Here is a 24,268-nt window from a genome sequence, read left to right on the forward strand (position 1 = left end):
TTTCCTCCGGGCTTCCCTTCGGTGTTTCCGACTCTATCAGATCTTTTCTCGATCCGATTTCCTCGGTGCTTTCCAGGTCCTCCGCGTTTTCTCGCGGTTTCCCTTTCCAGCGGTTCCGACTTTATCAGAAGTTCTTGGCCAGTCTGACCGGCCGCTCATTTCTGAGTAATCGGGAGGTGCTTCTTCGGGGGCGTCGTTTCCGACGTTCCCTGTGGAAGCTCGTAGATTCTAACCTTCGCCGCCGAACTTGTCCAGCTCCAGGCAACTGTTTGAATCTACCTCCCCACGTCACCCGTGTCAACGGGTCTGCGGAGCGAAGAGAAGATTAGCAGCTCAGAGGGGTCGAACGCACATCAGGCGGCGGTGGGGACGGTGGCGCTGCGGTCCGTCGCTTCGAGATCGCCTGTCTCGCCGGCGCGTACCGCGCGGCCGCCGAGGACATAGACGTACGCCAGAAATGCCAGCTCGGCCAGCACGCCGATGCCGATGCGGGCCCAGGTGGGCAGGCCCGAGGGGGTGACGAAGCCTTCGATGGCGCCGGAGACGAAGAGGACCAGGGCCAGGCCGATCGCCATGCCGACCGCTGCCCTGCCCTCCTCGGCGAGGGCGGTGCGCCGGGTGCGGGGGCCGGGGTCTATGAGAGTCCAGCCCAGGCGCAGGCCGGTACCCGCGGCGACGAAGACGGCGGTCAGTTCCAGCAAGCCGTGCGGGAGGACCAGTCCGAGGAATGTGTCGAGTCGGCCGGCGGACGACATCAGGCCGAACCCGACGCCCAGGTTGAGCATGTTCTCGAAGAGGATCCAGAGGACGGGCAGGCCCAGGAAGACTCCCAGGACCAGGCACATCGCGGCTGCCTGGGCGTTGTTCGTCCACACCTGGGCGGCGAAGGCGGCCGCGGGGTGACTGGAGTAGTACGTCTCGTACTCGCCGCCGGGGCGGGTCAGCTCGCGCAGTTGGCTGGGGGCGGCGATGGACGACTGCACGTCCGGGTGAGTGCCGATCCACCAGCCCAGGAGGATCGCGATGACGGTGGAGACCAGCGCCGTGGGGACCCACCAGTGGCGTGCGCGGTAGACCGCGGCCGGGAAGCCCTGGCCGAGGAAGCGTGTGACGTCACGCCATGAGGCGCGGCGGGTGCCGATGACGGCACTGCGCGCGCGTGCCGCCAGTTGGCTGAGCCGTCCCGTCAGCTGCGGGTCCGGGGCACTGGACTGGATGAGGGAGAGGTGAGTGGCGGTGCGCTGGTAGAGCGAGACGAGTTCGTCGGTCTCGGTCCCGTTGAGGCGGCGCCGACGGCGGAGCAGGGCGTCGAGACGGTCCCATTCGGCACGGTGGGCGGCGACGAAGACGTCCAGGTCCATCGGGTGTGCCTGCTCCTCGGCTGGTCGTCGACAGCTCGTCCGCTCGTCGTGGATGCTCGTGTTTGCTGTCAGCTTGTCGTACTGCGGCGCGATGCGTTCACAGCTTGGCAGACTTGCGGTTCCGGGGGCAGATCAGGGAAGGGCGGCGGGCGTGAGCGAGCTGGTGACAGGCGAGGCGGTGGCGCTCGAACTGCGGCCGGCGAAGCTGCCGAGCAGGGCGCTGGCCGTGTTGTTCGACCTGGTGGTGGCCGTGACCACGTACACCGTCGTCACCGTGGCGCTGGTGATGTCGACGGCTTCTCTGGACGAGGCCGCGCAGGTGGCGCTGTCGATCGCGACGTTTCTGCTGGTGCTGGTCGGCGGGCCGATCGCGGTGGAGACGCTCAGTCACGGGCGTTCGCTGGGGAAGCTGGCCTTCGGGCTTCGGGTGGTGCGGGACGACGGCGGGCCGATCCGGTTCCGGCATGCGCTGGTGCGGGGTGCGATCGGCGTGGTCGAGATCCTGCTGACGTTCGGCGTGGTCGCCTGCATCGCCTCGCTGGTGTCCGCGCGGGGCCGGCGGCTCGGCGACGTGTTCGCGGGCACGCTCGTCGTGCGTGAGCGGATACCCACCGGCCAGGCCGGGTTCGTGCCGCCTCCGCCGCCGTGGCTCGCCGGGCGTTTCGCCGCGCTGGACCTGTCGGCCGTGCCGGACGGGCTGTGGCTCGCCGTACGGCAGTACCTGACGCGGATGCAGCAGCTCGATCCGCAGGTTTCCGTAGGTATGGCGCAGCGGCTCGCGGCCGACCTCGCGGCGCGGACCGGCGCTTCGGTGCCACAGGACCTGCCGGCCGCCGCCTTCCTGGCGGCCGTGGTGCACGAACGGCAGTCCCGTGAGGCCCGGCAGGCGTTCGGCGTCGCCGGCTTCGCCCCGGCGGAGGCCGGGCCTCGTGCACCGTCCGCGCCGACCGGGTATCAGCCGCCCCCGCCCATTCCCTCTGCTGCAGAGGGATGGTCGCAGGCTTCCCCTCAACCTAGTCAGGCGGCTCGGGTGGCCCAGACGACTCCGCAGTCGCAGGCTCCCGTCATGCCGTCGGCTGCTCCGGGGCGGGACGAGGCGCCGGCCGACCGTCCGTCCACGGGGTTCGCGCCGCCCGCGTAGCACTGGTCCGTCCGTCTCTCCCGGTTTCCCGGTGGTCGGGTTCTCCGGCTTCAGACGAACGTCGACGGCGGTGAGTCGAGGTCCTCCAGCTCGATCCCCGGTGCGGAGAGGACGACGTCGCCGGCGATGTGGACGCTGTGCCGTTCGCCCGTGTCCAGGGCTGTGACCTGGTATTCGTCCACGGTCAGGGGGCCGTTGTCAGTGGCGTGTGCTTCGCTGTTCACCAAGGCCCAGGACTGGTCCACGGTGCGGGGGGCGAGGACCGGATCCGTGAAGGCGACCAGCCGTACGCGGGTCGCGGCGGACGAGGGGGTGAGGCGCAGGAGACGGGCGGTGGCGATGAGGAACGCGGGGGACGTGCCGGTGAAGGCGTGGGCGCGCACATTGCCTTCGGTGGCATGGGTTCCGGTGGGGTCGGTGCGGACCCAGGTGACGCCGTCGAGGGCTGCGCCGCGCACCTGCCAGCCTCCCGCGTGTAGTTCGAGGCGGATGGGGCGGCCGAGGTCGTCGAGGGCGAGGTCGACCGAGCCCCGGTGGTCGCCGGCGGGGTCGGTCAGCCGGGAGACGTAGCGCCAGCCGGACGGGCCGGGGGCGCATTGGAAGTGTTCTTCTGCGAAGGGGGTGTGATCGTGCGGATCGTGGAGCGAATAGCGGCCGCGGGGCATGGGGGTCCTGGGGCTTGACGGGGTGACGGTCCGAGTGGTCGGCGGAACGCGGCCGGGCGGGCCGAATGGTCGAATGCGGCCGGAAAGACGGGCAGGCCCCCGGCACGGGGGTGCGGGGGCCTGCCTCGGGGGACCTGCTGTCGGGGAGCGCGGCAGTGCACTGGCGCGCTCCCCGGCGGACGGGACTACTACGGAGCCGTCGGCTCAGTAGCGGTAGTGGTCCGACTTGAACGGGCCGTCGACCTCGACGCCGATGTACGCGGCCTGCTCCGGGCGCAGCTTGGTGAGCTTCACGCCCAGCGCGTCCAGGTGGAGGCGGGCGACCTTCTCGTCCAGGTGCTTGGGCAGCGTGTACACGCCCACCGGGTACTCGTCCGGCTTGGTGAACAGCTCGATCTGGGCCAGCGTCTGGTCCGCGAAGGAGTTGGACATCACGAACGACGGGTGACCGGTGGCGTTGCCCAGGTTCAGCAGGCGGCCCTCGGACAGCACGATGATCTTCTTGCCGTCCGGGAAGGTCCAGGTGTGGACCTGCGGCTTGACCTCGTCCTTGACGATGCCCGGGACCTTCGCGAGGCCGGCCATGTCGATCTCGTTGTCGAAGTGGCCGATGTTCCCGACGATCGCCTGGTGCTTCATCTTGGCCATGTCGGAGGCCATGATGATGTCCTTGTTGCCGGTCGTCGTGACGAAGATGTCGGCCTTGTCGATGACCTCGTCAAGCGTGGTGACCTGGTAGCCGTCCATCGCCGCCTGCAGGGCGCAGATCGGGTCGATCTCGGTGACGATCACGCGGGCGCCCTGGCCGCGCAGGGACTCCGCGCAGCCCTTGCCGACGTCGCCGTAGCCGCACACGACCGCGGTCTTGCCGCCGATCAGGACGTCCGTGGCCCGGTTGATGCCGTCGATCAGCGAGTGGCGGCAGCCGTACTTGTTGTCGAACTTCGACTTCGTCACCGCGTCGTTCACGTTGATCGCGGGGAAGAGGAGGGAGCCCTCACGCTGCATCTCGTACAGGCGGTGGACACCCGTCGTGGTCTCCTCCGTCACGCCACGGATCTCGGAGGCCAGCTGGGTCCACTTCTGGGCGTTCTCGCCCAGGGTGCGGTGCAGCAGCTGGAGGATGACGCGGTGCTCGTCGGACTCGGCGGTCTCCAGGGCGGGGACCTTGCCGGCCTTCTCGTACTCGACGCCCTTGTGGACGAGGAGGGTGGCGTCGCCGCCGTCGTCGAGGATCATGTTCGGGCCGCCGGTGGGGCTGTTCGGCCAGGTCAGCGCCTGCTCGGTGCACCACCAGTACTCCTCCAGGGTCTCGCCCTTCCAGGCGAAGACCGGAACGCCCTGCGGGTCGTCGGGCGTGCCGTTCGGGCCGACGGCGATGGCGGCGGCCGCGTGGTCCTGGGTGGAGAAGATGTTGCAGGAGGCCCAGCGGACCTCGGCGCCCAGGGCGACCAGGGTCTCGATGAGCACGGCGGTCTGGACGGTCATGTGCAGGGAGCCGGTGACACGGGCGCCCGCGAGGGGCTGGGCGTCGGCGTACTCCTTGCGGATCGCCATCAGACCGGGCATCTCGTGCTCGGCGAGGGTGATCTCCTTGCGGCCGAACTCGGCCAGCGAGAGGTCGGCGACCTTGAAGTCCTGTCGGTTCTCGACAGTCGTCATTGAGAGCTGCTCCTCGGTATCGGGTCGAGGGTGGGTACGGCTGGTCTGCGCGGCGGCGGACACAGGAGTGCCCGAGAAAAGGACACAGGCATGCCCACGTACGCGCAGCGCAGTCCGTCGGAGGCCCTCTCTCCCTCGGCCGGTCCGCGCGGGACCGCCCGACCGCCATCAGCAGCGACGTCTGGCTTCGTCCCAAGCTACACCGGAGGACCCGGTCGCCCCCAGTCCGCCTCCGCACGGTTCTAGCCAGTCGGGAGCCGATTTCGAGGTGGCCGGGTGGGGGCGGAGGGGCTTTCGGCAGGGGTGTGAACGCCGTGGAGCGGGAGCTTGCGGACCGGTGTGAGCAGGGAGTTTCGCAGCTTCGGGTCGTCTGGCTGCGGGCGGTGTACGGGGGTTCCGCCAGGGCGGCAGCGGCATGCGGCCGACGTACGACCAGGGGACCGGATCTTCTGGGAGTGCGTCGGCGGTGGCCGACGCACTGGATGGGGAGGTGACGAAGGCGCGGCCGGAGCTTCAGTGGCCGACGGCGTGGGGGTTCGGGCCGCCCGGGGTCGCCTCCGGGTCCGGGCCCTTGGCGGCCTCGGCCTCGCTGTAGATGTCCGGTTCGAGGTAGATGACGCGGGCGATGGGGACGGCGGCGCGGACACGGGCCTCGGCGGCGTTGATGGCGTTCGCGACCTCGGTGGCCGTGTCGTCGTGCTGGACGGCGATCTTGGCGGCGATCAGCAGTTCCTCGGGGCCCAGGTGCAGCGTGCGCATGTGGATGACGCCGGTGACGGTGTCGCCGTCGACGATCGCCGTCTCGATCTTCTTGACCTCCTCGGTACCCGCGGCCTCGCCCAGCAGCAGGGACTTGGTCTCGGCGGCCAGGACCAGGGCGATGCAGACGAGCAGGACACCGATGCAGACCGTGCCGACGCCGTCCCAGACGCCGTCGCCGGTGGCCACCGCGAGGCCGACGCCGAGCAGGGCGAGGACCAGGCCGATGAGCGCGCCGAAGTCCTCCAGCAGGACGACGGGCAGTTCGGGCGCCTTGGCGTGGCGGATGAACTGTCCCCAGGACAGCTTGCCGCGCAGCTCGTCGGACTCCTTGATGGCCGTGCGGAACGAGAAGCCCTCGGCGATGACCGCGAAGACGAGGACGCCCACCGGCCAGTACCAGTTCTCCACCGCGTGCGGGTGGCTGATCTTCTCGTAGCCCTCGTAGATGGCGAACATGCCGCCGATGGAGAACAGGACGATCGAGACCAGGAAGGCGTAGATGAAGCGCTCGCGGCCGTAGCCGAAGGGGTGCTGCGGGGTCGCCTCGCGCTGGGCCTTCTTGCCGCCGATCAGCAGCAGGAACTGGTTGCCGGAGTCGGCGAGCGAGTGGACGCCCTCGGCGAGCATCGAGGAGGAGCCGCTGAAGGCGAACGCCACGAACTTCGATGCCGCGATCGCGAGATTGGCGCCGAGTGCCGCCACGATCGCCTTCGTACCGCCTGACGCGCTCATGTGTCCGCGTGCCCCTTCGCCTTCGTACGTGTACGCCGTCCAGGCCTGTGCCCGGCTTTGCCCGGCCTTTGCCGATGGGCCATTCTTGCAGCCCGGCCGGGCCTCGCCACGTCAGTTATCCACAACCCCGGTCATACGATCACAGTGGCGCGGAAGACGGTTCCCTCGCCGGAGACCTCCGCCTGCTCGCCCGCCGGGACGAAGACCGACTGGCCGGGGCTCAGCTCGTGTTCGCCCGCGCGGACGGCACCGGCCGTGCACAGCAGGATCTGCGGGGTGTCGAGGGTGAGGTCGTGGGCGGCGGTGCCCTTGGGGAGGACGTACCGGGACAGGCGGAACTCGTCGATCGGCGCTTCGTAGACCTCCTCGCCGTCCGGGGACGCCTCGGGGCGCAGCACGCCCGGGTCGCCGGCCTCGAAGCGGACGACGCGCAGCAGTTCGGGCACGTCGACGTGCTTGGGGGTCAGGCCGCAGCGCAGGACGTTGTCGGAGGTGGCCATGATCTCGACGCCGAGGCCGTTCAGGTAGGCGTGCGGGATGCCGGCGCCGAGGAAGAGGGCCTCGCCGGGCTGCAGACGGACGTGGTTGAGCAGCATGGCCGCGATGACGCCGGGGTCGCCCGGGTAGTGGTGGGCGAGGTCGGCGTAGGGGGCGTAGTCGCCGCCGAGGCGGGCGCAGGCGGCGGTGGTCTCGGTGACCGTGCGCGCCATCTCCTCCGGGTCGGCGCTGAGGATCGCGGTGAGGACCTCGCGCAGGGCCGCCTCCTCGGGGTGGGCGTGCAGCAGGTCGACGTACGGCTTGAGGGAGTCGACGTCGAGTCCGGCGAGCAGATCGGCGGCCTGGACCGGGTCGCGGAAGCCGCACAGGCCGTCGAACTCGGTGAGCGCGCAGATCATTTCGGGCTTGTGGTTGGCATCCTTGTAGTTGCGGTGCGGGGCGTCGACCGGGATGCCACGGCGCTCCTCGTCGGTGTACCCGTCCTTGGCCTGCTCCAGGTTCGGGTGGACCTGGAGGGAGAGAGGTGCACCGGCGGCGAGGATCTTGAGCAGGAACGGCAGATGCGGGCCGAACTTCGCCACGGCCGCCTTGCCCAGCTCGGCCTCCGGGTTCGCGTCGATGACCTCGGCGAGGCTGCCGCGCGCGGTGCGCGAGGGGGCGCCCGGGTGCGCGCCCATCCACATCTCCGCCTGCGGCTCACCGGTCGGCTCGGCGCCGAGGAGGTGCGGGATGGCGGTGGGGGAACCCCAGGCGTAGGGGCGGATGGTGTTGTCGAGGCGGTCCATGTGTCCGTGTCTTCTCTGTCTGTCGTACGTACGCTGCTGGGCCGCCGTCGGCGGCCCAGGGGGGCACGGTCGGTCCGGCCCGTAGCCAGATCAGGCCCTGGAAGCGAGCGCCAGGTAAACGGCGGCGAAATCCGTGACGGCGATCAGTTCCGCGAGGGTCTCCAGTTCGCCGCCCTCCTCCGGTTCGAGTTCGCTGATCGGTGTGTCGTGGCTGAGGGCCAGGTCGCGGGCGGCGGGGGCGGCGGTGAGGCCTTGGCTCGGGCGGTCGCGGAGCAGCACTACGCGCGCGTGCAGCGCGGGCGCCTCCTCCACTCGGTCGCGGAAGAAGTCGTCGGGGTCGGCGCTGGCGGCCAGCGGGCCTGCCAGCAGGGCGCTGTGCGCGGCGAGCGCCTCGGGGAGTTCGGCGACGAGCGCGGGGCGGCCGGCGAGCTCGGCGAGGGCGGCGGCGAAGCGGTGCCCGGCAGGGCCGGCCGAGGTGCCTTCCGTCCACACCACGGGGAGCGCGTCGGCGAGTTCGGCGGCGAGGGTCTTTGCGGGATTGCTGTAGGTCACGATGGCGGGACCGCAGCGCTCGGCGATGTGGTCCAGCCGGTCGGCGACCTTCTCCAGCGCCTCCGGCGGGGCGCTGAGCAGGCCGACGCGGTCCAGCAGGGCGAGCAGAGGAGTGAGCAGCGCCCAGAAGACGCCCGGGGAGGACGCGGCGAGCGGTTCGCTCTGGTCGTACGGTGCCGTCGCCATCGGTACGAACAGGCCGTGCGCGCCGGTGACCGCCTCGGCGAGCGGGGTGCGGGCCGGGGCCACGGCGACGACGGAGACGCCGCGGCGGTAGGCCTGGTCGGTGAGGAGGGACAGGCTCGGTTCGGTGCCATCCGGGGTGACGATCAGGAGCAGGTCCACGGAACCGGCCCAGCCCGGCAGTTCCCAGCGCAGGGCGCCCGCGGCCGGGGCGACGCCGGTGGGGGCCAGGCGGACGACGGGGCTGCCGACACCGGCCAGCGCCCCGATGAGGGCGGCGGTGTGGGTGGCGGCGGCGCCGGGGCCGGCGATCAGGACGGCGCGGGGGCGGCCGTCGGGTTTGAGGTCGGCGATGCCGGCCTCGGCGGCGTGCCGGGCGGCGGTGCGGACGCGGGCGCCGGCCTCGGCGGCGCCGCGCAGCAGGCCTCGGCGATCGGCCTCGGAGAGGCCCTCCGGGGTGTCGAGCAGCGATTCGTCCAGCATGGGCGGCAGCCTCCGATCGCCGGGGTCCTGTGCGGAACCTTCGAGGGGGTGGCGCCGGTTCGTGCTGCGGTGGGCGCCTGTCTGCGAGGGCCTGCGAAGGCGGTGCGGGCCTCCGCGGGTCCACGAGGGTCTACGAGGTGGAGCGCCTCGTCACTCGGGGCGGCGGGCCTCGTCCACGAGGAGAACCGGGATGCCATCGCGGACGGGGTAGGCGAGGCCGCAGTCCTGGCTCGTGCAGATCAGCTCGGTGTCCTGCTCCTTGAGGGGGGCGTGGCAGGCCGGGCAGGCGAGGATCTCCAGGAGGCCGGCTTCGAGCGGCATGTGGTGTCCCTTCGAGGGCGAGGTTTCTTTGGCCGCTGGTCAGCGTACCGCTGCCGAGCGGATTGAGCCGGGCCGCAGGCACCGCCGGCTCGATGACGCGGCCGTCACCCGACAGGGCCCGAGGGCGAGCGCCGGACCCGGGAGCTCAGGAGCTGAGCCCCTGTCCCCGGATCCGGCTGCTCGGAAGTCCGGCCGTCAGGCCCTGATGATCGCCAGGGCCTCGTCCCTGATCTTGGTCATCGTCGCCTCGTCCTTCGCCTCGGCGTTCAGGCGGAGGAGGGGCTCCGTGTTGGAGGGGCGGACGTTGAACCACCAGTCGGCCGCCGCGACCGTGAGGCCGTCGAGGTCGTCCAGGGTGACGTCGGCGCGGTTCTCGTACGCGGCGCGGATCGCGGCGAGGCGGTCGGCCTGGTCGGCGACCGTCGAATTGATCTCGCCGGAGCCGACGTAGCGGTCGTACTGGGCGACGAGGGAGGACAGCGGGCCGTCCTGGCCGCCGAGAGCCGCAAGGACGTGCAGGGCGGCCAGCATGCCCGTGTCGGCGTTCCAGAAGTCCTTGAAGTAGTAGTGGGCGGAGTGCTCGCCGCCGAAGATCGCGCCCGACGTCGCCATCTCGGCCTTGATGAAGGAGTGGCCGACCCGGGTGCGGACCGGGGTGCCGCCGTTCTCCTTCACGACCTCCGGGACCGTACGGGACGTGATCAGGTTGTGGATGATCGTGCCCGTGCCGCCGTTGCGGGCCAGCTCGCGCGCGGCGACCAGCGCGGTGATCGCGGACGGGGAGACCGGGTCGCCGTGCTCGTCCACGACGAAGCAGCGGTCGGCGTCGCCGTCGAAGGCGATGCCCAGGTCGGCGCCCTCCTCGGGAACCCGCTTCTGCAAGTCCACGAGGTTGGCCGGGTCGAGCGGGTTGGCCTCGTGGTTCGGGAAGGTGCCGTCCAGCTCGAAGTACATCGGGACGAGGGTCAGGGGCAGGCCCTCGAAGACGGAGGGGACCGTGTGGCCGCCCATGCCGTTGCCCGCGTCGACCACGACCTTCAGGGGGCGGATGGAGGTCAGGTCGACGAGCGAGCGGAGGTGTTCCGCGTAGTCGTTCAACGTCTCGCGCGAGGACAGCGTTCCCGGCTCGGCGACCGGCTCCGGGGCGCCCGACTCCAGCCAGCCCTCGACCAGTTCGCGGATCTGCGCGAGGCCGGTGTCCTGGCCGACCGGGGCGGCGCCCGCGCGGCACAGCTTGATGCCGTTGTACTGGGCCGGGTTGTGGGAGGCCGTGAACATGGCGCCGGGCAGGTTCAGCGCGCCCGAGGCGTAGTACAGCTGGTCCGTGGAGCACAGGCCGATCTCGGTGACGTCCACACCGCGGTCCGCCGCGCCGCGCGCGAAGGCGCGGGACAGGCCCGGCGACGAGGGCCGCATGTCGTGGCCGACGACGATCGCCGAGGCTCCCGTCACCTCCGCGAAGGCGGCACCGAAGAGTCCGGCCAGTGACTCGTCCCACTGGTCCGGGACCACTCCGCGCACGTCGTACGCCTTCACGATCTGCGACAGATCAGCAGCCACGGCCAACCCTCCTGAAAGTTCAAAGTCCTATGGGTGCCCACAAACTACCCGTTGGGGGTAAGGGGGAGGTGTACGGACACCGGATGGACACCCAGCCACGACCGTAGCGGGAGGTGAGCCGGCTCAGTTGTCCGGGGAGCGCAGAACCCGGAGATGACCGCGGCGGGCCACCTCCATGGGGTCCGCCGTGCGGGCCCCGCCGCCTGCCCCGGCCGCGCGCTCCTGGGGGCGGGCCGCCTCGCGTACGGCGTTGGCAAGCGCTTCCAGGTCGTCCCCGCTGGGCCGCGCGGGAGCGGAGCCGTCGAGGAGGCGTACGACCTCCCAGCCGCGGGGTGCGGTGAGGCGCTCGGAGTGCTCGGCGCACAGGTCGTAGCAGTGGGGTTCGGCGTAGGTGGCGAGCGGGCCGAGGACCGCGGTCGAGTCGGCGTAGACGTACGTCAGCGTCGCCACGGCGGGTCGGCCGCAGGCGGTGCGCGAACAGCGACGTACAGGGCTCACGACGTTGGACGGTACCGCACTCTTGAGCGGGCCGCGACGACTCTCCACCAGGTCACTCCACCGTGTCGTGCTGTGAAACGCCCCACATACCCTTTCAGGGAGCCCCTGTTGACCTGCGTGGACGGGTTCTCGGTGAGCGCCGGGCGGGGCGGGATCCGGTCATGACTCGGTACAAACACCGTCAATTGCCTTGAGTTCGGCGGTCTTGGAGAGTTACGGAAACGCGCCAGACGTTGGCTGGAACGGTCAGCCTGCGACATGGGCCGGCGGCGGCAGGGAGCGGTTTCCCGTGGGGCGGGTGGTGGCCGTCGTCCCGGGGTCGTTGTCGTGTGGAGCCGGGCGGGGGGCGGGGGCGAGGACTACGCTTCACCAGTGATGGACAACCGTGTACCGCCCCGTGCCACCGGCCCCGGGCCTCGACGCCGTGATCGCCACGGGCGGGGCATGCGGGGGCCGATCGCACCGCCGCAGGTGCCGCTCGCGGCCAGCCGTGCCGACGCGTTCGCGGACCTGGTGCAGGACTCCGTGGAGCGTCTCGAACGGCGGTGGCCGCAGCTGGCCGACATCGATTTCCTCGTGCTGGAGGTGCCCCGGCTGGACGCGCGTGCCGAGCAGGTGTGGAGCGACGAGGCCGTGCCGCTGGGCGGAGTCGTGCCCGCGCGGGACGGGCAACGGGCGCGCGTAGTCGTGTACCGGCGGCCGGTGGAGATCCGCACCAAGGGGCGCGACGAGCGGGCCGCGCTGGTGCACGAGGTGGTCGTGGAGCAGGTGGCCGAGCTGCTGGGGCTGACTCCGGAGACCGTCGATCCCCGGTACGGGGAGGACTGACGGGGAACGCCGGCGGAGGGTCGGCGGGGCGGGCGGAAAGCGCCGTCGTCCCCGCTGCCCCGCCACCCCGCTCGCCTACTTCTGCAGCACTGCCAGGTCCTCCGTCGTCTCCGGCACCGCCACCATCCCCCGGTCGTTCGCCAGGGTCTGGATGGTGAAGCCCGGGACTCCGGCCTCGGTGGCGGCCAGGGTGCGGGAGGCGTAGACCGGGCCGCCCGAGGTGGTTTCCACGGTGAGGGCGTAGGCGCCCTGGAGGCCGGACGGGACGGGGGCGTCGACGTTCTGGGTCGTGCCGGACTTGATCGTGTACGTCTTCGTCGCCGCCGTGCCGCCGTCGCTGCCCGCCGAGGCGGTGACCTTGACCGTGGCCGTGGCGGTCGGCGCGGTCAGGGCCAGGGTGGTGCCCGTGGCGCTGTTGTAGGCCACCGTCGCGCGCGTGCCGACCGGGGCCGTGGCCGGGATGAAGGCCGTCTCCTGCTTGTCGCCCTTGCCGCGGACGACCTGGAGCGCCGCCACGACCGGGACCGACCGGTCGGTGGGGGTCAGCACCAGGGAACCCGCCTCGCCACGGGTCACGGCGCCGAGGTCGACCGCTGTCGTCATGCCGGACTTCACGTGCAGGGTCTCGTTGCCGGCCGGGGTGATCAGGCCGTCGGGCGAGGCCAGGCGGACCTTGAGGTCGGCGTCGTCGCCGCCGGGGGTGAAGGCGATCAGCCGGACGTCGGTGGCGTCCTTCGGGATGCCGGGCAGGACCAGGCTGGGGGCCGGGTCGGCGGCGGCGGCCAGCCAGTCGCCGCCCGTCTTGTCGTCCAGGGCCTGTACGGCCGCGCCGACCCGGCCGCTGCGGACGCTGACGTGCACGGTCAGGTCGGGCTGCTGTGTGTCGGTGAGGGTGGAGAGCAGGATCGGCTTGCTCGCGTGCGGCGGGACCGTGAGGTTCTCGCCGAGCGGGGACTTGATCGCGCCGTCCTTGCCGTACAGCTCGATGTCGACGACGGCGGCGGAGTCGTCGGGGTTGGTCAGATGGACGTAGTCGGTGCGGCTCGCGGCGGTGCCGGCGCCCGGGAACCAGAATTCGGTGTCCGCGGGGCCGCAGGTGACGCCCTGGAGGCCGCGGCCGGTGCCGGCGGCCACCTCGGTGGTCTCCTGGACGGTCCAGCCGGGCGCGAACTGCCCGTCGGCGGTGCCGATGAGCGCGGGCGCGTCGGCACCGGAGCTGTCGCCGGTGGCGGGGGTGCCGGGCGCCTTGGGGGTGAGCACCGGCTGACCGGACGTCCCCGATGCCTTCTGCCCGCCCTTGGAGTCTTTCGCCCCCTTCGATCCCTTCGCGCCCTTGGCGCCCTTGCCCGTCTGGGAGCCGCCCGTCTGGGAGTTGGCCGTGCCGTCCGCCGACTGCTCGGATGCCGCCTGGAGTTGGGCCTTGCCGCTGCTCGCGGCGCCCTGGGTGACGGGTGTGAACGAGGTGTACGACGTGTCGGCGATGTCCGAGATGCTCGGCGCCGGGCACAGCAGGCTCGTCCGCTGCACCGGGAGGTCGGCGGCCGCCTTGGGGGCGGAGGCCCCGGCCGCGGACGGGCCGTCGAACGCGGCGAACGCGGTGACGGCAGCCAGCGCGGCGGTGCCGGCGATCAGGGACAGAGTCGTGCGGTTCACTGCTGGCTCCCGTCGGGGCGCTCACTGCCGGTGCCGTGGTCGTAGCCCTGGTGGGCGGGGTCGTACGCCGGGTCGTAGCCCTGCTGCTGGTACGCCGTCGGGTCGTACGGCATCTGGTCCGCCGTACCGCTGTAGGCGTACGGGTCGTACTGGCCGTTCTGGTACGGGTCCTGCGCGTAGCCCTGCTGGTCGTAGGCGGGCGTCTGGTACGGGGCGCCGGACTGGAACTGGTCGGCCGCGTAGCCGCCGGCGTATCCGGTGTTCGTGTAGGAGGACTGGTCCCAGTCGCCGTAGGCCTGCTGGTGGGGTACGGCCGCCGCCGGGGGCTCCTCGGGCAGGGGTGGGGCGGCCATGGGCTCCTCCCCCGTCCGCCCCTCGCTCTGCTCCTCGGCCTGGGCGCGCAGGCGGCGGGCGCGGCGGCCCTCACCCGTCGTGGCCTGAGCGGGGAGGGGCTCCGCCTCGGGCAGGTCGTCGTCGACGTCGCGGCGGCGGCCGGGCAGGGCGAGGACGACCAGGACGACGGCGAGTACGCCCTGGGCCCACAGCCAGGCGGTGTGGGTGATCGGGTCGTCGTAGGTGACGTCGAGCCGGCCGCCACTCGCGGGCAGCTGGAAGCCCTGGGCCCAGCCGTCGACCGTGGTGCGGGTGAGCGGCTTGCCGTCCAGGGTGGCCGTCCAGCCGTCGGAGGCGGTGTCGGCGAGGCGCAGGACGCGGCCGTCCGCGCCGGACGGGACGGTCGTGTGGATCTCCACCGGTCCCGCACTGACCGGCTGGGCCGTGCCCGAGCCGCCGGCGGGGACGATGGTGGCGCGGGAGACCTCCTGGTCGACGCGCCACAGGGCGCTGCCGCCCTGCTGGCTGAGCCGGCTCAGGCCGGGCGTGGCGTCGAGGACGCGCGTGAAGTCGCGGGGCGCGCCCTTGTGGACGAGGACGTAGCGCACGGCGAAGCCGCCGAGTTCGTTCGCCTGGTCGGCGCCGGAGCCGGCGAGGAGGTTGGCGACGACCTTGTCCAGCCGGGTGTTCGCGCCGTCGGCGGCGCTGAGTTCGGCGTCGCCCATGCGGGCGCCCGAGCCGCGGACCAGGGTGTAGCGCACGCGCGCGGTGGAGTCGCTGTCGAGGATCAGGGTGCGCGCCCGGTCGCCGGTGGTGGAGTCCTCGGCGACGAACGCGGGCACCTGGGTGGGGTCGCGGCGCTCCAGGGGACCGTCGGCGCCGCCGAGCATCCAGCCGGCGGCGACGAGCAGCGGGCCCGCGGCCGAGGCGAAGGCGATCAGGGCGGCGACGGGCTGGCGCCAGCCGAAGCTCTGCTCGGCCACGCGTGCGCGTGCGCCGTCGGCGCCGAGGGTGGCGGCGGCCAGCAGGGCGATGCCGTAGACGAGGGTGGCCGGCCCGGCCCAGGTGGACTTGTTGGACAGGACGGCGAAGACGAGGGCGACGAGGGCGACGGCCCAGGCGGTGCGGATGCCCAGTTGGCGCTCGGAGCGCAGGAGGGCGGCGAGCGCGGCGAGGACGATGCCGAGGAGCATCAGGCCGTGCACGGTGCCCGCGCCGCCGGGGCTGGCGCCGAGCAGGTCGAGCGCGGAGGCGGTCGAGGGGCCGTAGTCCAGGCCGGCTTCCGTGAAGAAGCCGGTCGGGAGCAGGGTCAGCGACCAGGGGGCGAGGAGCAGCAGCGGGGTGCCGACCTGGGCGAGGAAGCGCAGGCCGTGAGCGACGAGGTCGGCGCGGCGCAGCGCGAGCACGCCGAGGCCGAGGAGCAGCGCGATGGGCCAGACGATCGGCGTGAAGGCGGTGGTGATGGTCAGCAGCAGCGCGTACGCCCAGGTGGCGCGCCAACTGCCGCGCGCGCCGGAGCGGTTCGCGAGGCCGCTCGCGGCGATGCCCGCGCGCGCGATGAGCGGCAGCAGCACGGCGAGGACGGCGGTGCCGATGCGGCCGCCGGCCAGGGCGCCGGTGGTGGCGGGCAGGAAGGCGTAGGCGATGGCGGCCCACGCGCGCAGCAGCCGGGAGGTGACGAGCGGGCGGGACGCGAAGTAGGCGGTGAACCCGGCGAGCGGCACCGAGGCGACCAGCAGGACGGTGACCGCGAGTCCGGTCGAGCCGAACAGGAGTGTGGCGAAGGTCGCGACGATCGCGAGGTAGGGCGGGGCGGACGGGGTGCCGCCCGCGCCCACCGGGTGCCACGCGTCGGTGAAGCGGGACCAGAGCTCGCCGGCGCCGTCCGGGGCGGGCAGCAGGGCGCCGCCCGCGAGCGCGCCGCCGCCGAGCAGGGCGCGGCAGGCGACGAGGGAGATCAGCAGCAGGGCCAGGAAGAGCACCGGGCCGGGGTTGCGGGCGATGCGCTTGAGCCGGGCGAACTGCTCGACCTGCAGGAAGTCGGCGTCGTCGCCGCCGGGGCCGGACTCCATGGCGCCGCCGTGCCGGCCGGCCGAGGAGGTGTCGCTGTCCCTGCGGCCGGTGAAGTTGCCCGCGACCTGCTCGACGGTGGCCCGGACGGTGGCGCCGGGCGGCGGCAGGAGCTGGCGCAGCTCGCCCTTGTCGATCCGCGAGGGGCCGCGGCGGCGCCGGGCGGCGATGATCCGCTCGGGGCGCAGCAGGGTGCCGAGCAGGCCGCGGATCTCGTCGACGGCCTGGCCCGGGACCTTGCCGACGAGGTAGGCGACGGTCCTGAGGACGGTGCCGAGGACGAGCCGGAGCAGGACCCAGGGCAGCGCGGCGCCGCGGATGTTGACGAGCAGGGTGTAGACGGCGCCGGCCTTGTCGACCTTGTGCGGGGAGGCGGCGGTGCGGCCGGCGCAGTCGACGGTGCGGCGCTCGCGGGAGGCGGCCTCGGCGTGCCGTACGACCGCGTCGGGGGCGACGAGGACGCGGTGGCCGGCGCTGTGGGCGCGCCAGCACAGGTCGACGTCGTCGCGCATCAGGGGCAGTCTGCGGTCGAAGCCGCCGAGCTGTTCGAAGACGTCGCGCCGGATGAGCATGCCGGCGCTGGACACGGACAGCACGGTGCGGACGTGGTCGTGCTGGCCCTGGTCCTGTTCGCGGCGGTCCAGGCCGGTCCAGCGGCGGCCGGAGTTGGCGATGGAGACACCGACCTCCAGCAGCTGCCGGCGGTCGTACCAGCCGCGCAGCTTGGGGCCGACGACCGCGACGTCGTCGCGGCCCAGTTCCAGTTCGTTCTCGACGACCCGCAGCAGCTGGGCGAGGGCGTCGGGTTCGGGGGCGCAGTCGTCGTGCAGCAGCCAGAGCCACTGGACGGGCTCGCCGTGCGGCAGTTCGGGCAGGTCGTAGGCGTCGTCGCGCCAGGTGCGCGTGACCGGGTCCCAGCCACTGGGGCGCTTGAGGTACGGCAGCTCTTCCGGGGTGAGGACCGGGGCGGTGCGGCTCGCCTCCTCGACGGCCTGGCCGAAGCCGGTGCGGCGGGCCAGGTGCAGGACGTGTCCGTCGCCGAGGGCTTCGGTGAGCAGCCGGGCGGAGTCGTCCGCACTGCCGGTGTCGGCCGCGACCGCGTGCTGGACGGGGCGCTCCTGGCCGAGCAGCCCGGCGAGGGCGTCGGGCAGCCAGCGGGCACCGTCGTGGGAGACGAGGACCGCGGTCACCACGTGGCGCGGGAACTCAGGTGTGGCAGCAGGGTCTTGGGCTGCCGTGTGGCTGTGCACGGACATCGAGGTACGGGCCCCGGTTCGATGGACTGCGGTGGACACCCGTGCCGTGCGGGGACAGCGGGGCGTCTCGGACGAGCGCCCACACTATCGGCAGTCCGATTGGGGCGGCGCGCAGCGCCTCGATGAGGGGCGGTGGTCGGGAGACGGGTGGGCGATGACGGCCCGCCGCCTGTGGATAACCCACCGGCGACGGGCCGTTCGTGACGATTCGGTGTGTATGTGCGGTCGGACGACACCCTTCTTCTGACGGCAGCCTTTCAGACGGCTGCCTTCTTCAGGCGGCGGCGCTCCCGCTCGGACAGGCCGCCCCAGATGCCGAAGCGCTCGTCGTTGGCGAGGGCGTACTCAAGGCACTCGGAGCGCACCTCGCAGGCGAGGCAGACCTTCTTCGCCTCTCTGGTGGAGCCGCCCTTCTCGGGGAAGAAGGACTCGGGGTCGGTCTGGGCGCACAGCGCGCGCTCCTGCCAGCCGAGTTCCTCGTCCGCGTCGTCGACCAGCAGTTGCTGCACCAGCTCGGTCATGTGCGCCCCTCGTCTGTCTTTCGCGTCCCCGTGTGTCAGCCGTTACCGATTTCGGCTGAACGACACGAGTGAAATTACAAGTGTGCTGCTCCGGGCGAGTCAAGCCGAGATCTGCTATTGGGCCCGTTATTCACTCTGCGGAACCAAGGCCGAGCGGAAAGTGTTCAAATCGCCATAAACCTTGACACGCAGGCGAGGGCCCGGGGGTCGGCCGAGCCCGTACAGACCTCTGTCAGATCTCTGTACGGAGAAAGACGGCTCCGCGTTCGATCGAGTTGCACGAGGCTTGAATGCCCGGTTGTGCCGCATGTGTCCGATGATCTCGGTGAGCAAACCTTTCACCTGACAGAAGAACCGGATGGGGTGAAACGTGTCCCACATACCGGGCTCCGAGTTGACAGCCCAGGTGTGAACCGCTGTCCTAGTGGGCATGCTCGCGAACTTGGCATTCACCTCGACCCGCACCGCCGGGTCCCTCGGTGCTGCCCGGTCCCGCTGTAGCTGTTGTCGCTGTTGCAGCTGTTGAGCCACACCTCGCTCCGGCTGTGAGCCGTGTCCCCCGTGACGCGGTTCGTGTTCTCCGTTCCCTCTGGCCTTCTTTCACTGAGGAACCACCGCACCCCATGAACAGCGACAACGACCTCCAGATCGCCGGCGACATCCTCGAAGTCCCGCACCTGCTCCAGCCGCCGCGCGAGCACCCTGTCACGGTGGCCGAGTTCGTGGGCCTCGCGCGCGCGATCGCCGCCGACCGCTCCCAGTGGGCCCATCTCGTCCGCTACGACGCCACGACCCGCTGGTACCACCGGCTGCGCACCGGTCCCGGTTACGAGGTGTGGCTGCTGAGCTGGGTGCCCGGTCAGGGCAGCGGGCTGCACGACCACGGCCGCTCCTCCGGTGTCCTCACCGTCCTGGAGGGCACCCTGACCGAGCGCACGGAACGCGGCACGCGCGCGTTGGCGGCGGGCGCACAGAGGGTGTTCGCGCCGGGGTACGTCCACGAGGTCGTCAACGACGCACTGGAGCCGGCGGTCAGCCTGCACGTGTACCACCCGGGCCTGACCCAGATGCCGATGCACACCTCCCCGCACTGCGAAGCTCGTCCGGTGACTGCCTGACGCGTTGTCGTACCCGCCTGCGACACTTGGCCCCATGCGCATTGTGGTTCTGGCAGGCGGCATCGGCGGTGCCCGTTTCCTGCGCGGTCTGAAGCGGGCCGTGCCGGACGCGGAGATCACGGTGATCGGCAACACCGGCGACGACATCCACCTCTTCGGGCTGAAGGTCTGCCCGGACCTCGACACGGTGATGTACACGCTGGGCGACGGCATCAACGAGGAGCAGGGCTGGGGGCGGGCCGACGAGACCTTCCGTCTCAAGGAGGAGCTGGCGGCCTACGGCGTCGGACCCGAGTGGTTCGGCCTAGGCGACCGGGACTTCGCCACGCACATCGTGCGGACGCAGATGCTCGGCGCGGGCTATCCGCTCAGCGCGGTCACCGAGGCGCTGTGCGACCGCTGGCAGCCGGGCGTGAAGCTGATCCCGATGACCGACGACCGCGTGGAGACCCACGTGGCCGTGGACGTGGACGGCGAGCGCAAGGCGGTCCATTTCCAGGAGTACTGGGTACGGCTGCGCGCCGAGGTCCCGGCTGAGGCGATCGTGCCCGTCGGCGCCGAGCAGGCCAAGCCGGCGCCCGGCGTGCTGGAGGCCATCGCGGCGGCGGACGTCATCCTCTTCCCGCCGTCCAACCCGGTCGTGTCCATCGGCACCATCCTCGCCGTGCCCGGCATCCGGGAGGCGATCGCGGAGGCGGGCGTGCCGGTGGTGGGCCTGTCCCCCATCGTCGGGGACGCGCCCGTGCGCGGGATGGCGGACAAGGTGCTCGCCGCGGTCGGTGTGGAGTCCACGGCCGCCGCGGTCGCCGAGCACTACGGCTCCGGCCTGCTGGACGGCTGGCTGGTCGACACCGTGGACGCGGGCGCGGTCGAGCGGGTCGAGGCGGACGGCATCCGCTGCCGGGCCGTACCGCTGATGATGACCGACGTCGAAGCGGCCGCGCAGATGGCGCGGGAGGCGCTGGCGCTGGCCGAGGAGGTGCGGGGAGCGTGAGCGAGGACCGCCCGGAACCCACGGCGCATCCGCAGTACACGGTCCGGGCCCTGTCCGGCATCCCCGAGGTGCAGCCGGGCGACGACCTCGCCAAGCTGATCGCCGCCACCGAGCCGGGCCTGGCCGACGGGGACGTGGTGATCGTCACCTCCAAGATCGTCTCCAAGGCCGAGGGCCGGATCATGGAGGCCGCCGACCGGGAGGCGGCCATCGACGCCGAGACGGTCCGGGTGGTGGCCCGGCGCGGCACGCTGCGCATCGTGGAGAACCGGCAGGGCCTGGTCATGGCCGCTGCCGGGGTCGACGCCTCCAACACCCCCGCGGGCACGGTGCTGTTGCTGCCCGAGGACCCGGACGCGTCCGCGCGCGCCATCCGCGACGGCCTGCGCGCCACTCTCGGTGTCGACGTGGGCGTGCTCGTCACCGACACCTTCGGGCGACCCTGGCGCTCGGGGCTCACGGACGTGGCGATCGGCGCCGCCGGCGTGCGCGTGCTGGACGATCTGCGCGGGGGCACGGACGCGTACGGCAATCCGCTCAGCGCGACGATCGTGGCCACGGCGGACGAACTGGCCGCCGCGGGAGACCTGGTCAAGGGCAAGGCGACGGGCCTGCCGGTGGCCGTGGTGCGCGGACTGCCCCATGTCGTCGGCGGGGAGCAGGAGGAGGGCGCGCGGGCGCTGGTGCGCGACCCGCACAGCGACATGTTCCGGCTCGGCACCTCCGAGGCGGTCCGCGAGGCGGTGACCCAGCGGCGTACGGTCCGGGCCTTCACCGACCAGCCGGTGGACCCCGGGGCGGTACGGCGCGCGGTGGCGGCGGCGGCGACCGCACCGGCGCCGCACCACACCACGCCGTGGCGGTTCGTGCTGCTGGAGTCGGCGGAGTCCCGCACCCGGCTGCTGGACGCGATGCAGGACGCCTGGATCGCCGATCTGCGACGGGACGGCAAGAGCGAGGAGTCCATCGCGAAGCGGGTGCGCCGCGGCGACGTGCTGCGGGGCGCGCCGTATCTGGTCGTGCCGTGCCTGGTCATGGACGGCTCGCACCACTACGGGGACGCGCGGCGGGACAGCGCCGAGCGGGAGATGTTCGTCGTCGCGACGGGCGCGGGCGTGCAGAACCTCCTTGTCGCGCTGGCCGGGGAGCGGCTGGGGTCGGCGTGGGTGTCGTCCACGATGTTCTGCCGGGACGTGGTGCGCGAGGTGCTGGACCTGCCGGCGGAGTGGGAGCCGATGGGTGCGGTAGCCGTCGGGCATCCGGCGGAGGAACCGCGTCCTCGGCCGGAGCGGGACGCGGCGGCGTTCATCGAGGTGCGGTGAGTTCGCCGTATGCGTTCCGCCGCGAACGCCTAGTCTCGTAGGGACGCATCCCTCGGCTCCCTGTCCCTCTTCTCTCTCTGGACCTCACTCGTGGCAGGACGTTTCCCTCAGCGGCCCACCCGCACGACCGTGCGCGGCGGGCATGTCGGCGTGCCGACGGGGGCAGCCGCCGGGATACCCCGGCAGGCGGCGGCGCCCGCGCGGGTACGGCGGTGGGTGCCGGACGGGCCGCTCGATCTCGGGCTGGTGCTCGGACCGCTGCGGCGCGGGCCGGCCGACCCCACGTTCCGGGCCACACCGGACGGCTCCGTGTGGCGGGCCTGCCGCACGCCCGCCGGGCCGGGGACGCTGCGGGTGCGCGCGTACGGCGGTGAGGTGTGCGGTGCGGCCTGGGGGCCGGGGGCCGAGTGGCTGCTGGACCAGTTGCCCGAGTTGCTGGGCGCGGCCGACGATCCGGAGGCGTTCGTGCCCCGGCACCGGGTGGTGGCGCTGGCGCGGCACCGGCGGCCGGGGCTGCGGCTGACGCGGACCGGGCTGGTGCTGGAGTCGTTGATCCCGTCGGTGCTGGAGCAGAAGGTCACGACCGACGAGGCGTACCGGGCGTGGCGGTTGCTCGTGCGGAGGTTCGGGGAGCCGGCGCCGGGGCCCGCCGGGGCGTTCGAGCGGCCGATGTGGGTCATGCCGGCGGCGCGGACGTGGGCCCTGATTCCCTCCTGGGAGTGGCACCGGGCGGGGGTCGACGACAAGCGGGCTTCCACGATTCTGCGGGCCGTACGGGTCGCTGCGCGGCTGGAGCAGGCGGTGGGGATGCCGGCGGTCGAGGCGCGGGCGCGGTTGGAGGTCGTGCCGGGGGTGGGGCCGTGGACGTCGGCGGAGGTGGTGCAGCGCAGTCATGGGGCGGCGGACGAGGTGACCGTCGGGGATCTGCATCTGCCGGGGATCGTGGGGTGGGCGCTGGCGGGGGACCGGCATGCCGACGACACGGAGATGCTGCGCTTGCTTGAGCCGTATGCCGGGCAGCGGCATCGTGCGGCTCGGTTGATCCTGCTGAGCGGTCAGGTACCGGCTCGGCGTGCCCCGAAGATGCCCCGGGTGGACATCGGGTTGCTCTGAGAAGTTCCCGCGCCCGAAGGGGCGCGGGAACTGCGCGAACAGCACCCGCCGGACCGCAGACGACAACGCGCCCGCGGAACCCGACGGAAATCGGGGGCTGGGGGCACAACCCCCCAGGGCGCGGGGAACTGCGCGAGCAGCCCCCGCGCGGCCGCAGACGACAACGCACGCGGCGGACCCCGACGGAAATCGGGGGCTGGGGGCGCAGCCCTCAAGGGCGGCCCCCAGGTTCCCCTGAGCTACTGGTCGGACGAGAAGCGGAGCGCCTTCGCCGGGATGTGGGCGTCGCACCACACCCGCACGCCCTCGCGGAGCTCGTTGTCAGGGCCGACGACCGCGCCGTCGCCGACGACCGTGCCGGTGAGGACGGAGCGTTCGCCCACGCGGGCCTTGCTGCCGATCAGGGAGTCGGTGACGACCGCGCCCGCTTCGATGACGGCGCCCGGGAGGATCGTGGAGCCGGACACGCGAGCGCCCTCGGCCACGAACGCGCCCTCGCCCACCACCGTGCCGTCCGTCAGCTTGGCGTCGGGGGCCACCGTGGCCGTGGGGAGGACGAGGCTGTCGCCGCAGCGGCCGGGGACGGCGGGGGACGGGGCACGGCCCAGGACCAGGTCCGCCGAGCCGCGGACGAAGGCCCCGGGGGTGCCCAGGTCCAGCCAGTACGTGGAGTCGACCATGCCCTGGAGGTGGGCACCGGCGGCGAGGAGGTCCGGGAACGTCTCGCGTTCCACCGAGACCGGGCGGCCCAGCGGGATCGTGTCGATGACCGAGCGGCGGAAGACGTACGCCCCCGCGTTGATCTGGTCGGTGACGATCTCCTCGGGCGTCTGCGGCTTCTCCAGGAAGGCCAGGACACGGCCCGTCTCGTCCGTCGGGACCAGACCGAAGGCGCGCGGGTCCGCCACCTTCGTCAGGTGCAGGGACACGTCCGCGCCCGTGGACTGGTGGGTGTCGACCAGGGCCTTGATGTCGAGGCCGGTCAGAATGTCGCCGTTGAAGATCAGGACCGGCTCGTCCGGACCGGAGTGCAGCCGCGAGGCGACGTTGCGGATCGCGCCGCCGGTGCCGAGGGGCTCCTCCTCCGTCACGTACTCGATGCTCAGGCCGAGGGAGGAGCCGTCGCCGAAGTACGGCTCGAAGACCTCGGCCAGATAGCTGGTGGCGAGGACGATGTGGTCCACGCCCGCCGCCTTGGCCCGCGCCAGCTGGTGCGTGAGGAACGGCACGCCGGCGGCCGGAACCATGGGCTTGGGTGTGTGCACCGTCAGCGGACGCAGCCGGGTGCCTTTGCCACCGACCAGGAGGATCGCTTCTGTCACCTGTCGTCTCTGCTTTCTTCCTGCCGGGACCGGTCGAACTACTCGTACCACTCGTTTCGGTTTCGGCCGGTCAGTGTATGCAGACCGTAGCGACGGCGCCCTTGACGACCGCGCGGTTTTCCACGAGATCGGTAAAAGGACGGTGTGAGACCGGCGCGCCCGGCCGACAGGGGTGAACTTTATCCTCCGCGGCGGAAGGGGCCGAACCGAGCTGCGTATAAAGGGACTTGCCCGGGCACTCAGTGGCAAATCCGCCCCGATGGCCGGAGATCACATTCAGTCGTACGCTCTTGTCTTCGGGGAGAGGTTGCCACCGCCCGACGTGAGATATGTCCTTCCCCGCGGACCGGCTTCGCCACACCACCCGCCCGGCCCTCGTAGAGGGTTCCGCACGTGTTGACGAGGGCGTTGCAGCCGATGTCCCGCCGGCCCATGCTCGTGACGCGGTAGCGGTGGGTACCGCGAATGGCGGAGGGGGCCCGGGAGCAGCTGTACTTGTTGTCCGAGACCGGTTCCAGGCGCGGAACGCAGGGCA

At 72.1% G+C, this 24,268-nt stretch carries 19 protein-coding genes and 1 pseudogene; 6 read left to right on the forward strand and 14 right to left on the reverse strand.

The annotated features are described in order from the left end of the window. Window positions 1-353: 353 nt before the first annotated feature. Complete coding sequence (locus LE548_RS24080; RefSeq protein WP_225099033.1) at window positions 354-1,361, reverse strand: stage II sporulation protein M; 1,008 nt, start codon at window positions 1,359-1,361, stop codon at window positions 354-356. Window positions 1,362-1,512: 151 nt separating this feature from the next. On the opposite strand from LE548_RS24080, the gene LE548_RS24085 reads away from it, so the two are divergent. After that, a complete protein-coding gene (locus LE548_RS24085) occupies window positions 1,513-2,502 on the forward strand; it encodes an RDD family protein (protein WP_225099230.1) in 990 nt (329 codons plus the stop codon). Window positions 2,503-2,552: 50 nt separating this feature from the next. Here the strand turns inward: LE548_RS24085 and LE548_RS24090 are convergent, their stop codons facing one another. From LE548_RS24090 to LE548_RS24125, 8 genes are all read right to left on the reverse strand, one after another. Continuing rightward, a complete protein-coding gene (locus LE548_RS24090) occupies window positions 2,553-3,167 on the reverse strand; it encodes a hypothetical protein (RefSeq protein ID WP_225099034.1) in 615 nt (204 codons plus the stop codon). 204 nt (window positions 3,168-3,371) lie between these two features. Next, the gene (gene ahcY / locus LE548_RS24095) at window positions 3,372-4,829 is read right to left on the reverse strand and encodes an adenosylhomocysteinase (protein ID WP_225099035.1); all 1,458 of its coding nucleotides are present in this window, start codon (window positions 4,827-4,829) and stop codon (window positions 3,372-3,374) included. 513 nt (window positions 4,830-5,342) lie between these two features. Then, window positions 5,343-6,323: a cation diffusion facilitator family transporter gene (locus tag LE548_RS24100; protein WP_225099036.1), complete on the reverse strand. Its 981-nt coding sequence runs from the start codon at window positions 6,321-6,323 to the stop codon at window positions 5,343-5,345. A gap of 131 nt (window positions 6,324-6,454) precedes the next feature. Further along, complete coding sequence (gene manA, locus LE548_RS24105) at window positions 6,455-7,606, reverse strand: mannose-6-phosphate isomerase, class I (RefSeq protein WP_225099037.1); 1,152 nt, start codon at window positions 7,604-7,606, stop codon at window positions 6,455-6,457. A gap of 90 nt (window positions 7,607-7,696) precedes the next feature. Beyond that, window positions 7,697-8,824, reverse strand: a complete 1,128-nt coding sequence (locus LE548_RS24110) for an SIS domain-containing protein (protein WP_225099038.1) — start codon at window positions 8,822-8,824, stop codon at window positions 7,697-7,699. Between the two features lie 150 nt (window positions 8,825-8,974). Beyond that, the gene (locus tag LE548_RS24115) at window positions 8,975-9,145 is read right to left on the reverse strand and encodes a Trm112 family protein (RefSeq protein ID WP_073901335.1); all 171 of its coding nucleotides are present in this window, start codon (window positions 9,143-9,145) and stop codon (window positions 8,975-8,977) included. A gap of 195 nt (window positions 9,146-9,340) precedes the next feature. Next, window positions 9,341-10,705 (reverse strand): phosphomannomutase/phosphoglucomutase, encoded by a 1,365-nt coding sequence (locus LE548_RS24120; protein ID WP_225099039.1) that lies wholly within the window; start codon window positions 10,703-10,705, stop codon window positions 9,341-9,343. A gap of 123 nt (window positions 10,706-10,828) precedes the next feature. Then, window positions 10,829-11,251: a DUF3499 domain-containing protein gene (locus LE548_RS24125; RefSeq protein WP_079661865.1), complete on the reverse strand. Its 423-nt coding sequence runs from the start codon at window positions 11,249-11,251 to the stop codon at window positions 10,829-10,831. 327 nt (window positions 11,252-11,578) lie between these two features. On the opposite strand from LE548_RS24125, the gene LE548_RS24130 reads away from it, so the two are divergent. After that, window positions 11,579-12,031: a metallopeptidase family protein gene (locus LE548_RS24130; protein WP_225099231.1), complete on the forward strand. Its 453-nt coding sequence runs from the start codon at window positions 11,579-11,581 to the stop codon at window positions 12,029-12,031. A gap of 75 nt (window positions 12,032-12,106) precedes the next feature. Here the strand turns inward: LE548_RS24130 and LE548_RS24135 are convergent, their stop codons facing one another. The 3 genes from LE548_RS24135 to LE548_RS24145 all read right to left on the reverse strand — a co-directional run bounded on the left by LE548_RS24135 (window position 12,107) and on the right by LE548_RS24145 (window position 17,864). After that, window positions 12,107-13,684, reverse strand: coding sequence for a DUF5719 family protein (locus LE548_RS24135; RefSeq protein ID WP_225099040.1), 1,578 nt, complete (start codon window positions 13,682-13,684; stop codon window positions 12,107-12,109). After that, a complete protein-coding gene (locus LE548_RS24140) occupies window positions 13,681-17,343 on the reverse strand; it encodes a glycosyltransferase family 2 protein (RefSeq protein ID WP_225099041.1) in 3,663 nt (1,220 codons plus the stop codon). Before LE548_RS24140 ends, LE548_RS24135 begins: the two co-directional genes overlap by 4 nt. A 257-nt stretch (window positions 17,344-17,600) precedes the next feature. After that, complete coding sequence (locus LE548_RS24145) at window positions 17,601-17,864, reverse strand: WhiB family transcriptional regulator (RefSeq protein ID WP_003975777.1); 264 nt, start codon at window positions 17,862-17,864, stop codon at window positions 17,601-17,603. 623 nt (window positions 17,865-18,487) lie between these two features. Between LE548_RS24145 and LE548_RS24150 the strand changes: the two genes are divergently transcribed. The 4 genes from LE548_RS24150 (at window position 18,488) to LE548_RS24165 (ending at window position 22,411) form a co-directional block, all read left to right on the forward strand. After that, a complete protein-coding gene (locus tag LE548_RS24150) occupies window positions 18,488-18,982 on the forward strand; it encodes a cysteine dioxygenase family protein (RefSeq protein ID WP_225099042.1) in 495 nt (164 codons plus the stop codon). A gap of 34 nt (window positions 18,983-19,016) precedes the next feature. Next, entirely contained in the window at window positions 19,017-19,976 is a 960-nt protein-coding gene (cofD, locus tag LE548_RS24155) for a 2-phospho-L-lactate transferase (protein WP_225099043.1), read from the forward strand. Next, complete coding sequence (locus tag LE548_RS24160) at window positions 19,973-21,298, forward strand: coenzyme F420-0:L-glutamate ligase (RefSeq protein ID WP_225099044.1); 1,326 nt, start codon at window positions 19,973-19,975, stop codon at window positions 21,296-21,298. Before cofD ends, LE548_RS24160 begins: the two co-directional genes overlap by 4 nt. 90 nt (window positions 21,299-21,388) lie before the next feature. After that, window positions 21,389-22,411 carry a DNA-3-methyladenine glycosylase gene (locus LE548_RS24165; protein ID WP_225099045.1) on the forward strand — a complete coding sequence of 341 codons (1,023 nt, stop codon included), beginning with the start codon at window positions 21,389-21,391 and terminating at the stop codon, window positions 22,409-22,411. Window positions 22,412-22,650: 239 nt separating this feature from the next. On the opposite strand, the gene LE548_RS24170 is transcribed toward LE548_RS24165, so the two are convergent. Further along, window positions 22,651-23,733 (reverse strand): sugar phosphate nucleotidyltransferase, encoded by a 1,083-nt coding sequence (locus tag LE548_RS24170; RefSeq protein ID WP_225099046.1) that lies wholly within the window; start codon window positions 23,731-23,733, stop codon window positions 22,651-22,653. A gap of 187 nt (window positions 23,734-23,920) precedes the next feature. Next, window positions 23,921-24,239 (reverse strand): annotated as a pseudogene (locus LE548_RS24175) (N-acetylmuramoyl-L-alanine amidase); the annotation flags it as partial. Between the last annotated feature and the right edge of the window lie 29 nt (window positions 24,240-24,268).

This window comes from Streptomyces sp. CoH27 (assembly GCF_020181035.1).
In the GTDB taxonomy this organism is placed as follows: domain Bacteria; phylum Actinomycetota; class Actinomycetes; order Streptomycetales; family Streptomycetaceae; genus Streptomyces; species Streptomyces camelliae.

Excerpts from the sequence above, each read along its gene's own strand:
- LE548_RS24130 (WP_225099231.1), top strand. The coding sequence starts at position 11,579 with ATGGACAACCGTGTACCGCCCCGTGCCACCGGCCCCGGGCCTCGACGC.
- LE548_RS24150 (WP_225099042.1), top strand. The coding sequence starts at position 18,488 with ATGAACAGCGACAACGACCTCCAGATCGCCGGCGACATCCTCGAAGTC.
- LE548_RS24140 (WP_225099041.1), bottom strand. The coding sequence starts at position 17,343 with ATGTCCGTGCACAGCCACACGGCAGCCCAAGACCCTGCTGCCACACCT.
- LE548_RS24090 (WP_225099034.1), bottom strand. The coding sequence starts at position 3,167 with ATGCCCCGCGGCCGCTATTCGCTCCACGATCCGCACGATCACACCCCC.
- LE548_RS24080 (WP_225099033.1), bottom strand. The coding sequence starts at position 1,361 with ATGGACCTGGACGTCTTCGTCGCCGCCCACCGTGCCGAATGGGACCGT.
- manA (WP_225099037.1), bottom strand. The coding sequence starts at position 7,606 with ATGGACCGCCTCGACAACACCATCCGCCCCTACGCCTGGGGTTCCCCC.
- LE548_RS24100 (WP_225099036.1), bottom strand. The coding sequence starts at position 6,323 with ATGAGCGCGTCAGGCGGTACGAAGGCGATCGTGGCGGCACTCGGCGCC.
- LE548_RS24145 (WP_003975777.1), bottom strand. The coding sequence starts at position 17,864 with ATGACCGAGCTGGTGCAGCAACTGCTGGTCGACGACGCGGACGAGGAA.
- LE548_RS24115 (WP_073901335.1), bottom strand. The coding sequence starts at position 9,145 with ATGCCGCTCGAAGCCGGCCTCCTGGAGATCCTCGCCTGCCCGGCCTGC.
- LE548_RS24110 (WP_225099038.1), bottom strand. The coding sequence starts at position 8,824 with ATGCTGGACGAATCGCTGCTCGACACCCCGGAGGGCCTCTCCGAGGCC.
- ahcY (WP_225099035.1), bottom strand. The coding sequence starts at position 4,829 with ATGACGACTGTCGAGAACCGACAGGACTTCAAGGTCGCCGACCTCTCG.
- cofD (WP_225099043.1), top strand. The coding sequence starts at position 19,017 with ATGCGCATTGTGGTTCTGGCAGGCGGCATCGGCGGTGCCCGTTTCCTG.